The 13,217-nt window shown below is 56.9% G+C and carries 11 protein-coding genes; 5 read left to right on the forward strand and 6 right to left on the reverse strand.

Going from position 1 to position 13,217, the window contains the following annotated elements:
• Position 1 precedes the first annotated feature (1 nt).
• Both oadA and BLW01_RS10425 read left to right on the forward strand, forming a co-directional pair.
• Positions 2-1,813, forward strand: a complete 1,812-nt coding sequence (oadA, locus tag BLW01_RS10420; RefSeq protein WP_092569458.1) for a sodium-extruding oxaloacetate decarboxylase subunit alpha — start codon at positions 2-4, stop codon at positions 1,811-1,813.
• A gap of 136 nt (positions 1,814-1,949) precedes the next feature.
• Positions 1,950-4,160, forward strand: coding sequence for a DUF3141 domain-containing protein (locus BLW01_RS10425; RefSeq protein WP_092569459.1), 2,211 nt, complete (start codon positions 1,950-1,952; stop codon positions 4,158-4,160).
• A 7-nt stretch (positions 4,161-4,167) separates the two neighbouring features.
• Here BLW01_RS10425 and purN read toward each other — a convergent pair whose 3' ends face one another.
• Positions 4,168-4,905 (reverse strand): phosphoribosylglycinamide formyltransferase, encoded by a 738-nt coding sequence (gene purN, locus BLW01_RS10430; RefSeq protein WP_092569460.1) that lies wholly within the window; start codon positions 4,903-4,905, stop codon positions 4,168-4,170.
• Entirely contained in the window at positions 4,902-5,993 is a 1,092-nt protein-coding gene (gene purM / locus BLW01_RS10435; RefSeq protein WP_092569461.1) for a phosphoribosylformylglycinamidine cyclo-ligase, read from the reverse strand. The genes purN and purM overlap by 4 nt, the downstream gene beginning before the upstream one ends.
• A 143-nt stretch (positions 5,994-6,136) precedes the next feature.
• Between purM and BLW01_RS10440 the strand changes: the two genes are divergently transcribed.
• Both BLW01_RS10440 and hda read left to right on the forward strand, forming a co-directional pair.
• Positions 6,137-7,210 carry an AI-2E family transporter gene (locus tag BLW01_RS10440; protein WP_092569462.1) on the forward strand — a complete coding sequence of 358 codons (1,074 nt, stop codon included), beginning with the start codon at positions 6,137-6,139 and terminating at the stop codon, positions 7,208-7,210.
• The gene (gene hda / locus BLW01_RS10445; protein WP_092569463.1) at positions 7,207-7,908 is read left to right on the forward strand and encodes a DnaA regulatory inactivator Hda; all 702 of its coding nucleotides are present in this window, start codon (positions 7,207-7,209) and stop codon (positions 7,906-7,908) included. The genes BLW01_RS10440 and hda overlap by 4 nt, the downstream gene beginning before the upstream one ends.
• A 12-nt stretch (positions 7,909-7,920) precedes the next feature.
• Here hda and BLW01_RS10450 read toward each other — a convergent pair whose 3' ends face one another.
• Positions 7,921-8,517 (reverse strand): carboxypeptidase-like regulatory domain-containing protein, encoded by a 597-nt coding sequence (locus BLW01_RS10450; protein WP_229806406.1) that lies wholly within the window; start codon positions 8,515-8,517, stop codon positions 7,921-7,923.
• Between the two features lie 8 nt (positions 8,518-8,525).
• A complete protein-coding gene (locus BLW01_RS10455; RefSeq protein ID WP_092569465.1) occupies positions 8,526-9,557 on the reverse strand; it encodes a sensor domain-containing diguanylate cyclase in 1,032 nt (343 codons plus the stop codon).
• 282 nt (positions 9,558-9,839) lie between these two features.
• Here BLW01_RS10455 and BLW01_RS10460 point away from each other — a divergent pair, with 282 nt between their 5' ends.
• Positions 9,840-11,219 (forward strand): class II fumarate hydratase, encoded by a 1,380-nt coding sequence (locus tag BLW01_RS10460; protein WP_092569466.1) that lies wholly within the window; start codon positions 9,840-9,842, stop codon positions 11,217-11,219.
• A gap of 35 nt (positions 11,220-11,254) precedes the next feature.
• Here BLW01_RS10460 and BLW01_RS10465 read toward each other — a convergent pair whose 3' ends face one another.
• The gene (locus BLW01_RS10465; RefSeq protein ID WP_092569467.1) at positions 11,255-12,319 is read right to left on the reverse strand and encodes an endonuclease/exonuclease/phosphatase family protein; all 1,065 of its coding nucleotides are present in this window, start codon (positions 12,317-12,319) and stop codon (positions 11,255-11,257) included.
• Between the two features lie 31 nt (positions 12,320-12,350).
• Entirely contained in the window at positions 12,351-13,109 is a 759-nt protein-coding gene (locus tag BLW01_RS10470; protein ID WP_092569468.1) for a DeoR/GlpR family transcriptional regulator, read from the reverse strand.
• Positions 13,110-13,217: the final 108 nt, after the last annotated feature.

Consider the following 13,217-nt stretch of genomic DNA (forward strand, 5'->3'; position numbering starts at 1 on the left):
CATGAGCGAGACATCGGCCTCCCGTGTTCATGTGACCGATGTGGTACTTCGTGATGGCCATCAATCACTGATTGCCACGCGGCTGCGTACTGATGACATGCTACCGGTATGCAGTGACCTGGATGCCATCGGGTTCCACTCCCTGGAAGTCTGGGGGGGAGCCACTTTCGATGCCTGTGTTCGTTTTCTCAAAGAAGACCCCTGGGAGCGTTTGCATCGACTCAAGGCAGCGTTACCGCATACACCGTTGCAGATGCTGTTGCGCGGGCAGAATCTCGTGGGATATCGACACTATGCCGATGATGTGGTGACCCGTTTCGTTGCCCGAGCGGCGGAGGGGGGGATCGACATCTTCCGGATATTCGACGCCCTCAATGATCTGCGGAACCTGGAGACGGCAATAGGGGCGGTCAAGTCGGTGGGAAAACATGCCCAGGGTACGCTCTGTTACACCGTGAGTCCGGTACATGACCTCGACATGTATGTCGCCGATGCCAAGCGACTCGTCGAGATGGGGGCCGATTCCATCGCCATCAAGGATATGGCGGGGTTACTGACACCTTATGCGACCTATGACCTGATGGGGGCTCTGATCGAGGCAGTGGATGTTCCGGTTCACTTGCACGCTCATGCTACATCGGGGCTGGCATCACAGTGTCATCTCAAGGCGGTTGAAGCCGGTTGTCGGTACATCGATACCTGCAGTGCAGCCTTCGCCGGCGGTACCAGCCATCCCGCTACGGAAACCATGGTAGCCGCCTTCCAGGGAACGCAGTACGACACTGGATTGGATCTGGAATCGATCCAGAAGGTGGGTGATAAGCTGCGCGACGTGCGTCGAAAATATGCGGCGTTCGAAAGCGAGTACACGCAGGAAAATATCTCGGTGCAGCTCAATCAGATCCCCGGGGGCATGATGTCCAACCTGGCCCATCAACTGAAGGAACAGAATGCGCTGTCTCGGATCCAGGATGTCTTCGAAGAGATTCCTCGTGTACGTGCAGAGTTGGGTTACCCGCCGCTGGTGACACCAACGTCCCAGATCGTCGGCTCGCAAGCCGTCATCAATGTGCTGATGGGCAGTCGTTACAAGTCGATCACCAATGAAGTCAAACGCTACTTGTCAGGCGGATACGGACAGCCTCCGGCACCTGTCGATGAGGCGATCCGGCATCGTGCCATCGGCAATCAGTTGGTCGAGGAGGGACGTCCCGCAGATCATATGGACTCCGAGATGCCACGTCTTACCGAAGATATCGGGGATCTGGCGAAAAACGAGGATGACGTCCTGACGTACGCCATGTTTCCCGATATCGGGCGGGATTTCCTCGTCGGACGACGTGATGGCACCTTGATGCCGGAACTCTTGTCGCCGCCACAGCAAAGCCAGCGCCCCATGACCGAAGGAACGCCCACCGAGTTCGTTATTGACGTTCACGGAGAATCCTATGAGGTGCAGATCACGGGGGTGGGTAGCAATACCAGTGGCAAGCGTCAGGTCTACCTGACACTGGATGGGATGCCTGAATCCGTGGTGTTCGAACCCCGGGACAGCTATCGCCCCGACCCGCAAGCGAGCGGTCGTGCACAGGCCTCGTCACCGGGCCATGTCACGACGGCCATGCCGGGAAATATTGTCGATGTGCTGGTGGTCGAGGGGGACTTGGTGGAAGCAGGCCAACCCGTATTGATCACCGAAGCGATGAAAATGGAAACGGAGGTGCATGCTCGACAGAGCGGTGTCGTCCGAGCCATTCATGTCGTCCGCGGCGATCGTGTGACGCCGGGAGAGGTTCTGATCGAGATCGATTGATCGATATACTCACCATTGAAGCCTTTATTGTGCATGACAGTTTCCAGGGTTTCGCGCTAGGCTGTATTTTGCGATGCAGCAATCGGTCGTTTCTCATCAACTGAGAAATCGTTATCGATGTACTGGAGATGACATCATGCTATCGGCTTATCATTCCCTGGCGAACACGGCATTGAGTTTCTACGATCCGCTGGGCTTGGGGCGCGCTGCGTTGGACTACTGGCGCGACAGTATCGAGCGACAGGTACTTTTCCTGGATGTCATGCGCCAGCGCGGCAATCAGTATCTCGAGCATATGGAGCAGACCAAGCCCAATGTGCTGGGTTTTGACGCCGAGATTCTGATGGATGGACGGGAATTGCCACGTCCCGTGAACTACGAACTGCTGCGTATTCAGCCGCCTGAGGGTGTCGAAATCGATCCCGATATGCGGCCGTTTGTCGTTGTCGATCCCCGGGCGGGACACGGTCCGGGCATTGGTGGATTCAAGCCCGATAGCGAGATCGGGGTCGCGTTGCGGGCTGGCCATCCGTGCTATTTCATCGGGTTTCTGCCATTCCCGGTACAGGGGCAAACGGTGGAAGACGTCGCTGATGCCGAGATTGCCTTCCTGCGCGAGATCAATACTCGCCACTCCCATATTTCCGAGAAACCCATGGTGGTCGGTAATTGTCAGGCGGGCTGGCAGTTGATGATGGCGGCGGCTCTGGAGCCGGAGTGTTTCGGCCCCATCCTGATTGCCGGTGCGCCCCTGTCATACTGGGCGGGAGAGCGCGGCAAGGCCCCCATGCGCTACAGTGCCGGCATGACCGGTGGTAGCTGGTTGACGGCGTTCGCCAGTGATCTGGGGGCCGGTTTATTCGATGGCGCGTGGTTGGTTCAGAACTTCGAGAAGCTCAATCCGGCCAATACACTCTGGACAAAACAGTATCGGTTGTATGCCAATGTCGACGAGGAGGCAGAGCGTTACCTGAATTTCGAACGTTGGTGGGGCGGCCACGTCGTCCTGGGCGGTGAAGAGATCCAGTATATCGTTGATAACCTGTTCGTCGGGAATCGTCTGAGTTGCGCCAAGTTGACGACACGGGACGGGCGGCGGATAGATCTGCGTAATGTGCGCTCACCGATCGTGGTGTTCTGTTCCCAAGGTGATGACATTACGCCGCCGCCTCAGGCATTGGGATGGATTCGTGACCTGTATGCCGATGTCGATGATATCCAGGCGCACGAGCAGACCATCGTTTACTGTGTGCATGACAGTACCGGTCACCTGGGCATTTTCGTATCGGGCAATGTGTCCCGCAAGGAGCATGCTGAATTCACGGCTAACATGGATTATATCGATGTATTGCCGCCCGGGTTGTATGAGACCCAGGTGACCGAGAAAGCGGCACAGGGGGCCAGAGAGTCGGCGCACATCGATGGTGATTATCTGCTCGAATTTTCTCCACGTACGCTGGAAGACGTTGAGGAAATCGTCATGCCCATCGACGAGGATGAGCGCCGTTTCGCGACTGTGGAACGGGTATCGCAGATTAATCTGGGTATCTATCAGATGATGGTGCAGCCGTGGATGCAAGCCATCATGACACCGTCGGCGGCGCGTTGGATTCGGCGCATGCATCCCATCAGACTGGGTTACAAGCTGTTCTCCGACCGTAATCCCTTGATGGTGCCGGTGCCGGTCATGGCCGAGATCGTCAAGCGGGAACGTCATGTCATCGCGTCAGATAATACCTGGCGGATCCTGGAAGGGATGGTTTCGGATCAGATCGCTGCGTCACTCGATGCATATCGACGTCAGCGAGACCAAATGACCGAAACCCTCTTCATGCAACTTTACGGACAGCCCTGGTTGCAGACCATGGTGGGGTTGGGAGCAACCGCCGAGCCGTTGAGTCGTCGTCCCGGTATCGAACCAGAACATCGACGCTTTATTGCCGCGCGTAAGTCAGAGCTGACCGAGCGCATCGAGGAGGGCGGCAGTTTGGAAGCGGTATTGCGCGCGTTGATTTACATACTGGGGGGCGCGCCGGCAACCGATGAACGCAATTTCCAACGGCTCAAGGCCTCGCGTGAGGAGTTCAAGGGTGAGCTCGATCTTGCTGCCTTCAAGGCCTTGGTGCGTGATCAATTCTTTATCCTGAGAATGGATCGCAAGGCGGCCCTGGATGCATTACCTGCAATGTTGACGGACGCCAGTAATGCGGAAATCGACGCCGATCTGGCCCATATCGAGCATGTGCTCGCTGCCAGCGGCCCATTGTCGGAACATGCCGCTGAACGTTTGGCTGCCGTCAGGGAGCAGTTCGATCGAGCCAGGCCCAGCCCGTCATCGGGCCAGTAAGCGGGATTCAGGTCGCGTCGTTCTCGTCGAGTTCTTCGGCAGCGTCGGCATGGGAGAGTCGCAACCCGGTCGGCGGCAAAGGCGTGTCATCGAACGTCACGTCATCGCCGACAAGCTGCAGACGTCCTTCAAGGAACCATCGAACGGCGATCGGGTAGATCAGGTGTTCGCGGGCTTGCACTTTTTCCTTGAGGGTGGCCTCGGTATCGTCGGCGGCGATGTTGACCACGGCTTGTAGAGCGACGGGGCCGCCATCCAGTTCTTCCGTGACGAAATGTACGCTGGCACCGTGCTCCCGGGCGCCGTCAGCCAGGGCCCTGGCATGGGTATTCAGCCCCTGATACGCCGGCAACAACGAGGGATGGATATTCAATAGACGACCGAAGAAGCGTTGCACGAAAATCGGGGTGAGGATACGCATGAACCCGGCCAGGGCGATCAAGTCGGGCTCGTGTCGTTCGATGACCTTGATCAGCGCACCATCGTAGGCTTCTCGGCTTTCGTATTCTTGATGAGGCAACGCCACGGCTTCGATCCCCGCGTCTCGGGCTCGCTTGAGTCCATAGGCATCGGCTTTATTGGAAACCACAGCGACGATTTCCCCTCCCAGTTCATCGTAGGACTGGGCGTCGATAAGGGCTTGCAGGTTGCTTCCATTACCGGAGATCAGCACGACAACACGCGGAGGTTCTGCGGGTTCCGCTTGAAAGGTATTATCATCGCCAGTGTTACTTGCATCACTCATGAGTTGAAATTCTCCAGTCGGACTTGTTCGTCGTCATTCTGCCGCGCGATGATTGTGCCGATCCGATGAACGCTTTCACCCTGGGCCTCAAGATGGGCCTGTGCCTGGTCGGCTTGCTCACCCGGTACGACGACGACCATGCCAATCCCGCAATTGAAAACGCGGTACATCTCCTGCGTGTCGACATTGCCCTGGCGTTGAAGCCAATCGAAGACGGCCGGACGTTGCCATGACTGAATATCAATGCTGGCAGACAAGGATTCCGGGAGAACTCGGGGCAGGTTTTCCAGCAAGCCACCACCGGTAATGTGTGACAGGGCGTGGACATCGACATCACTCTCACGCAACAGAGAGAGCAACGGTTTGACATAGACTCGGGTCGGTTCGAGCAACGCGGTCCGCAACGGTTGGCCATCCACGTCCTCATCCAGTGGCGAGTCGCCTGTTTCGAGGATCTTGCGGATCAGCGAGTAGCCATTGGAGTGCGGTCCCGACGACGCCAGACCGAGGATGACATCGCCTTCGGCGACACGTTGGCCATCAAGGATCCGCGATTTTTCGACCACTCCGACACAGAAGCCCGCCAGGTCATAATCATTCCCCTCGTACATGCCGGGCATCTCGGCGGTTTCACCGCCGACCAGGGCACAGCCGGCCCGAGAGCAACCTTCACCGATCCCTGTCACGACATCGGCAGCAATGTCCACATCCAGCTTGCCTGTGGCATAGTAATCAAGAAACAGCAACGGTTCTGCGCCAGCAACAATCAGGTCATTGACGCACATGGCGACCAGGTCGATGCCGATAGTGTCATGCTTGTCGAGATCCATGGCCAGACGAAGCTTGGTACCGACGCCATCGGTACCGGAAACCAATACGGGTTCACGATAGCCGGCGGGCAACTCGCACAAGGCACCGAAACCACCCAGTCCCCCCAGGACCTCGGGACGCGTGGTACGCTTGGCGACGCCCTTGATGCGTTCGACCAGGGCATTGCCGGCGGTGATATCTACGCCGGCATCCTTGTAGCTCAGCGAAGCGCGATCCGACGCTGCGTTGGAGGGAGTATCCGATGAACTCGAAGTCATGAGGCTTCCTGTTGCAACAGCATATGATGGGCCAGGGGACATAAATCGCCATGGATTGTAGCATCGAGTGGTCTATGACGCATCGGCCAAGCCGTGTGTGTGACGACGTGGAGTGCACCAGAAGATGATCAGGGAGAGTCAGTATGCGTAGATCATGGTGGTTGGTGCTTGGCGCTGCGGCACTCCTATGGGCGCTGGTCAGCATCGAACCCATATTGATGCCATTTTTCGTCAGCATGGTATTCGCTTATCTGGGAGATCCTCTCGCCGATATGCTGGAAGCCCGGGGGCTATCCCGTCGCTTGTCGGTATCGGTGGTCTTTCTGTTATTGACCGTGATCGCGGTGCTGGGATTGTTGATCCTGATACCGATCCTGGGACGCCAACTGGGGCAATTGGTTGAGTTGATTCCCGCGATTCTGGGTTGGGTGGAATCGACGGTCGTGCCACGTGTCCAGTCGTTGACGGGGATCGATTTTACTCCAGATATCAACCAGATGCGTGAAACCGTCATCGATAACTGGCGTGAAACGGGGACATTCGCTGCCAATCTACTGGCTCAGGCCTCGCGGTCGGGACTAGCCTTTTTGGCCTGGATCGGCAACTTGGCATTGATTCCGGTCGTGACGTTCTACTTACTACTCGACTGGGATCGCTTGATTGCCAATATTCGGGAACTCTTGCCGCGCCATTGGGAGCCGGATATCTCCAGACTGGCAAAGGAGTGCGATGAGGTACTCGCGGCGTTCCTGCGCGGTCAGTTAGTGGTCATGGTCTCGTTGGGGATCCTCTATGCCATCGGCTTGACTCTGCTGGGGGTCCGCTTTGGTGTGCTGATCGGGCTGCTCTCTGGCTTGGCCAGTATCGTTCCCTATCTTGGTGTAATCGTCGGTATTTCGGTGGCGGCGACCGTGGCATTCTTTCAGTTTGGCGATATCCTGCCGCTGCTGGGAGTCGGGGTCGTGTTTGCAGTTGGCCAATTGATCGAAAGTATGGTGTTGCAGCCCAAGCTCCTGGGGGATCGCATCGGTTTACATCCGGTGGCAGTGATTTTTGCCGTACTCGCCGGCGGTCAGCTGTTCGGCTTCACCGGCGTACTGTTGGCTCTGCCTGTTGCCGCCGTCATCATGGTAGTGTTGCGTTATCTTTATGAACGCTACAAGCACAGTAGTCTCTACGATTCCACTCAACGCCGCCAAGACGAGGAGTCTTCATGAGCCGGGGGCCGGCACAGTTACCGCTGGAGGTCGGCATCCGGGATGATGCCACCTTTGACAATTACCTTCCGTGTGGTAATGCGTCGCTGGTCGACAGATTGCGTCGCCAACTCGACACGGATGGTGAGCCGTTGCTGTTTCTGTGGGGAGGCGAGGATGTCGGTCGCAGTCACTTGCTCCAGGCGGCGTGTCATGAGGCCAGCGCGCGCGGTAAACGCGCCTTGTATTTACCGCTGTCCGAACTCTGGCACTTCCCTCCGCACATTCTCGAAGGGCTGGAGCAGCTCGATCTGGTGGCGATAGATGATTTAGAACGCGTTCTCGGACGTCAGCGCTGGGAGGAGTCGCTGTTTCATTGCTTCAATCGGTTGCGGGATGCCGGGTCGCGCTTGGTGATATCGGCCGATGCATCGCCCCGTCAGCTCGAGATCCGCTTGCCCGATCTCGCTTCCCGAATGAGCTGGGGGGTGACGTTCCATGTCCAGCGGCTGGATGACGAGGGGCGAGCTCGGGCCCTGCAATTACGTGCCGGTGTGCGTGGCATGCAGTTACCCGATGAGGTGGCAAGATACATCCTGCACCGGGGGCCAAGACGGCTTAGCTCCTTGTTCGACACCCTGGAGAAACTGGATAACGCGTCCCTGTCGGCTCAGCGCAAGCTGACCATTCCCTTCGTCAAGCAAGCGTTGGGGTGGTAAGGGCGGCAGACGTTACCGTGTCAGGTCGACACGAACGGTCTGCCCATGACCGACACTGACTTGATTGATGATGATCCGTGGCCGGGCCCCCGGCGATGGCTGGATACTGCCCGATACGTAGAAATCCCCCGCCGGCAGGCCATTGAGTTCGAAATAGCCTCGTGAATCCGTCCGAGTTCGGTGAGTATAGGCCTGAGCCCGAGGGTCAGCAGGTTCGACTGCCTTACCGGCTAGCGCCATCTCTGCAGCTTCAGCCGAATACGTCGTGACGGGGGCGACGGAAATGGTGGTGTCGGCACCGTACTTGACGCCCGATGCCGTATTGAGAGAGATGCGCCCTGCAATGGACGCATTACCGCTTTTTTCAAGAGCGGCGTACTCTTCTTCGGGAAATGCGACCTGGCGCTTGGCGCGTTGCTGTTCACTCGGCCGGGGAGCCGCTTCCGGTTCAGGCTCCTTCCGTTCGGCGTCTTTGGCATCCTCACCAGCTTCGATGACTTCGACACGTCTTGTCGATCGATCCTGCCATGGGTCAATCGCCTGACAACCTGTCAGTATCAGACATACTATCGACACCCGTAAGACACCACGCCATGTCTTCGTGTCCACGTCTCGACTCATTGCCGTTTAGCCTCCGGCCCGCTCACTTCTGTTTCTATACGGTTACGTCCCTGACGCTTGGCTCTGAGCAATAACTCATCGGCACGCTGGACCAGTGGATCGAGAAGCTCTTCCCCCGGCTCTCTGGCAGTGATGCCGATACTGAGGGTCAAACGGACCTCTCGTGTCCTCTGCAGGGCACGACAAAGACGCTCCGCCGTCTCTTTGGCACCGGATAACGTCGTTTCCGGCATCATGATCAGGAATTCATCACCGCCGTAGCGTCCGACCAGATCGCAATCGCGCACCGTTTGAATGACGATATCGGCAATTTCGCGTAATGCCGCATCGCCGGCCGCATGACCATTATGGTCATTGATGGTCTTGAAGTCATCGATATCCAGCATCATCAAGCACAATGGCAAGTCATAGCGGTGTGATCGCCGTAGTTCTATCTCGGCCAAGTGAACCAGATGACGCCGGTTGTATGTGTTGGTGAGATAGTCGTGAGTCGCCAGATGAGTCAACTGTTGATTGACTTCCATCAATTCAGCGGTCCTTTCGGCGACGCGACGCTCCAGTTCCAGGTTGTGCCGTTCCAGGGCCTGTCTGGCCAGTCTCAATTCGGTCAGGTTCTGGGCAACCCCAAAAAGATGCGAAATCTTACCGCTGCGATCATGAATAGGGACCAGTAATGTCAGCCAGTGACCACTGCGGTGGGCACCATCAGGTCCGATATAGATTCCCTTTTCTTCATAGCGAATGGGCTTGCCTTCTTCAACGCAGCGGGAATAGTTGGCGATCACATCGTCGGCTGTAGGAGAGGAGAGCAACTCATCGATGCGTTTGCCGACACAAGCAGTCTCATGGCCCAGTGTAGCCTGTTGGGCTGGATTGACCGCTTCGATAATGAAGTCCTCTGGCCCTTCGACACGTATAATGAACATGTGCTCAGGAAAATGTTCCCACAGATGCTTGACGAACAGGATGCCGGCACTGCTGTCGAGCAACCGGAGGATGTCCGTACGTAGCTCGGGCGTGGTATCCATCGGTGACTCCCTCTGAATGACACCTTGCTGACTTCAAGTATTGCAGGCATCCCCGGATTCGAGGTATTGCGTTGTCAACGCCCCAAGTCCACTGATGAATTACGCTGCACTGCGGTATTACCATAAGAGGATCAATCTCAGGTTGCAGTATGATTTTCCTCATCAGCGACAAATACCTTGAACGTCAAGGAAACGGGCCCAACCTTCGAAAATTGAGCAGGACATCGCGGACACTGCCGCAAGCGCAAGCGCCCGATGAGATACAGCAAAAGGAGTGGAGTCATGAGTGATACCCGGATCGAGCGCGATAGCATGGGGGAGCTGGCGGTTCCCGAGGGGGCTTTGTATGGCGCTCAGACACAGCGCGCCGTGAACAACTTTCCGGTCAGCGGACAGACCATGCCCAAACGATTCATTCATGCCATTGCTCGCATCAAACTCGCCGCTGCGGAGGTCAACACCGACCTGGGTCTGTTGGACAACGCGCGTGCTGATGCCATCATTCAGGCCGCCCAGGAGATCATCGCGGGTCACCATGATGACCAGTTCCCGATCGATGTGTTCCAGACGGGATCAGGGACCTCGAGCAACATGAATGTCAATGAGGTCATCTCGCATCTGGCCTCTGGAGACGGCCTGACTGTAGGACCCAACGATCACGTCAATATGGGACAGTCGAGCAATGATGTCATCCCGACGGCAATACACCTGTCGTCATCGTTGGCGCTCCGGGACGAACTGATGCCGGCCTTGCACCATTTGCGTGACGTGATTGAAACGCGTGCCGCCGCACTGGATTCTGTCGTCAAGACCGGACGCACGCATCTGATGGATGCGATGCCGGTGCGGATGAGCCAGGAGCTCATGGGTTGGGCCAGTCAGGTCGGCCAAGCGATAGAGCGTTTCGAAGCATGCCAAACTCGGCTGAATCGCCTCGCACAAGGGGGGACTGCCGTCGGTACCGGGATCAATGCCCATCCGGAATTCGCTTCACGGGTGGCCAATGCATTGAGTCAACAGACGGGCTTGGAACTCGTAAGTAACGACAGCTTCTTTGCCAGTCTCTCCTCTCAAGATACCGCGGTGGAATTGTCAGGCCATCTCCGTGGTTACGCCTGTACCATCATGAAGATCGCCAATGACCTGCGTTGGATGAATTCCGGGCCGCTGGCTGGACTGGGCGAGATCGAATTGGAGGCACTTCAACCGGGGAGTTCGATCATGCCGGGCAAGGTCAATCCTGTGATTCCGGAGTCCGCAGCACAAGCGGCCGCACAAGTCATGGGTCTGGATTCCGCCGTGACCGTTGCCGGGCAGAGTGGCAATTTTCAACTCAATGTGATGCTGCCGTTGGTAGCTCATAACCTGTTGTCATCGTTGACACTGATGACCCAGACGAGTCGGTTGCTCGCCGATCGGGCTATCGCGACCTTCACCGTGCGTGAAGACAACCTGGCCTCTCCCTTGTCACGTAATCCCATTCTGGTGACCGCATTGAATTCGGTCATAGGCTACGATGCGGCAGCGGCCATCGCCAAGAAGGCCTACCAAGCCGGACGCCCGATTCTCGACGTTGCCGATGAAGAGACGGATCTCGGTCGCGATGAACTCGAGCGCATTCTGGACCCAACCAAATTGACCCAGGGAGGCATTCCGGAATGATTCTCCCTTCTTGTCAGGGTCAGGAGAGCATCGTGTCAGGATGACTGTTCGCGCGATTGCGCTTCCTCGATAGTGTCGACGGCATCCTGGCGCTCTGTCCCATCCGCTTCGGGGGGATCGTGTTCGTCGGCTCTCGATGGCCGAAAGCAGAGCGTTGCCAGCATGGGAAAGTGGTCCGAACCGATGTACGACAGGCGGTGCAGGGAGACGAGAGTGAACTGTTCACTAACGAAGATATGGTCCAATGGCCAGCGTATCAGTGGATAACCGGCGTGAAACGTGCTGTACATGCCTCGTCCGCGGCGCGGATCCAGCATACCGCTCACTCGACAGAACAGCCGTGTCGTTCGTGACCAGGCGACGTCGTTGAGATCGCCGGCGACCAGTGCCGGCTCCCCTGTCTGATGGATGGTTTTCCCGACGAGCAGCAGTTCGGCATCCCGCCACAAGGATTCTTCACTTTCATTCGGGGCAGGGGGTCTGGGGTGGAGTGCATGCAGTTTGATTCGGTGGCCACTGCGCAACACTACCCAGGCATGCATCGAGGGAATATCGTCCTGGATCAGCCACTCGATCGCCGGTTCCTCCAATGGCAGACGCGAATAAAGGTGCATGCCGTATAAATTATCCAGGGGCATCTTGAGTGTGTAGGGGTAATCGCGATCGAGCACAGAGTCGAGTTGATGTTGCCACCAGATATCGCTTTCCAATGTCAGCACGATATCCGGTTGATGCAGGCGAATATGGTCGATGAGGCGCTGGCTGCGGCGGTTCGATGTCAATACATTGGCGATGAGTAGGGTGACATGGCGGTCTTCTTGGCCAGCTTCGGCGCGTTGTACCTGCGTTGGCCAACAGCGGGTCCATGGCAGGATTCGGTAGCCCTGGAATGCCAAGACAATCAGACAAGCAATAATCGTGGGCAACTGCCAATCGGACTCGATGAACAGTGAGCCGATCAGAGTCAGAAGTGCCAGGCCGGCAATTTGCAGTCGGGGAAACTCGCAGGCCCGAATCCACCAGGCGTGTAGCGGCAGTTTACCAAGCAGGGTGGCAAACAGCAGGCTACAAGCTACCAACGCGAGAAGTGCGCCCAACATGCCGATACCTCCTTGTTTCTCTTGATTGACGTCAGGCAATATGCAAGGCGACGTCATGCGTTTCCAGGAGCCGAATCAGGCTGTCCGGTGGTTGTCGGTCGGTGAATAGGGCATTGAGTTGAGCTACATTGCCCTGGCGTACCACTGGATTGCGATGGAACTTGGAATGGTCCGCTGCCAGAAAAACCTGACGTGAATTTTCGATGATTGCCTGTGCTACACGCACTTCCTGATAATCGAATTCCAATAGCGAACCATCTTCATCGATGCCACTGATACCGATAATCCCATAGTCGACCTTGAACTGGTTGATGAAATCGATGGTCGCTTCGCCGATGATGCCGCCATCTCGTGAGCGCACCTGTCCCCCCGCGATGATGACATTGAAGTCCTCATTGTGTTGCAGGATTGCCGCCACGTTGAGGTTGTTGGTGATGACTTCCAGGCCACGATGATGCCGTAATGCTTCGGCCACGACTTCATTGCTGGTGCCGATATTGATAAAGAGTGAGGAATCGTTGGGGATCTTCGAGGCGAGCAAGGCAGCGATGCGCTGTTTGGCCTCGAGATTCAATGTCTTGCGAGTATGGTAAGACGTATTGACAGTACTCGACTCCAGACCAGCACCTCCATGCACGCGACGGATCAGCCCTTCGTTGGCCAACGCATTCAAGTCACGGCGGATTGTCTGGGGGGTGACGATGAAATGCGCGGTCAGCTGTTCGATGGAAGCGTATCCTTGTCGCCTGACCAGATCGACGATGGATTCCTGGCGTTCCTGCTGTGTCATATCGTCTCCTTGTCAGCCATCCTGATAGTCTGTTCAGCCGGATCTTGAGTGAATCTACAACTAAGGTGCTAGTTGCCAGTGGCATTGAGCGATTGAGGCGCGGTAGGC

Source organism: Aidingimonas halophila (assembly GCF_900106955.1).
GTDB classification, from domain to species: Bacteria; Pseudomonadota; Gammaproteobacteria; order Pseudomonadales; family Halomonadaceae; genus Aidingimonas; species Aidingimonas halophila.

Excerpts from the sequence above, each read along its gene's own strand:
- oadA (WP_092569458.1), top strand. The coding sequence starts at position 2 with ATGAGCGAGACATCGGCCTCCCGTGTTCATGTGACCGATGTGGTACTT.
- BLW01_RS10465 (WP_092569467.1), bottom strand. The coding sequence starts at position 12,319 with ATGTTGGGCGCACTTCTCGCGTTGGTAGCTTGTAGCCTGCTGTTTGCC.
- BLW01_RS10460 (WP_092569466.1), top strand. The coding sequence starts at position 9,840 with ATGAGTGATACCCGGATCGAGCGCGATAGCATGGGGGAGCTGGCGGTT.
- BLW01_RS10470 (WP_092569468.1), bottom strand. The coding sequence starts at position 13,109 with ATGACACAGCAGGAACGCCAGGAATCCATCGTCGATCTGGTCAGGCGA.
- purM (WP_092569461.1), bottom strand. The coding sequence starts at position 5,993 with ATGACTTCGAGTTCATCGGATACTCCCTCCAACGCAGCGTCGGATCGC.
- BLW01_RS10455 (WP_092569465.1), bottom strand. The coding sequence starts at position 9,557 with ATGGATACCACGCCCGAGCTACGTACGGACATCCTCCGGTTGCTCGAC.
- hda (WP_092569463.1), top strand. The coding sequence starts at position 7,207 with ATGAGCCGGGGGCCGGCACAGTTACCGCTGGAGGTCGGCATCCGGGAT.
- BLW01_RS10440 (WP_092569462.1), top strand. The coding sequence starts at position 6,137 with ATGCGTAGATCATGGTGGTTGGTGCTTGGCGCTGCGGCACTCCTATGG.
- BLW01_RS10425 (WP_092569459.1), top strand. The coding sequence starts at position 1,950 with ATGCTATCGGCTTATCATTCCCTGGCGAACACGGCATTGAGTTTCTAC.
- purN (WP_092569460.1), bottom strand. The coding sequence starts at position 4,905 with ATGAGTGATGCAAGTAACACTGGCGATGATAATACCTTTCAAGCGGAA.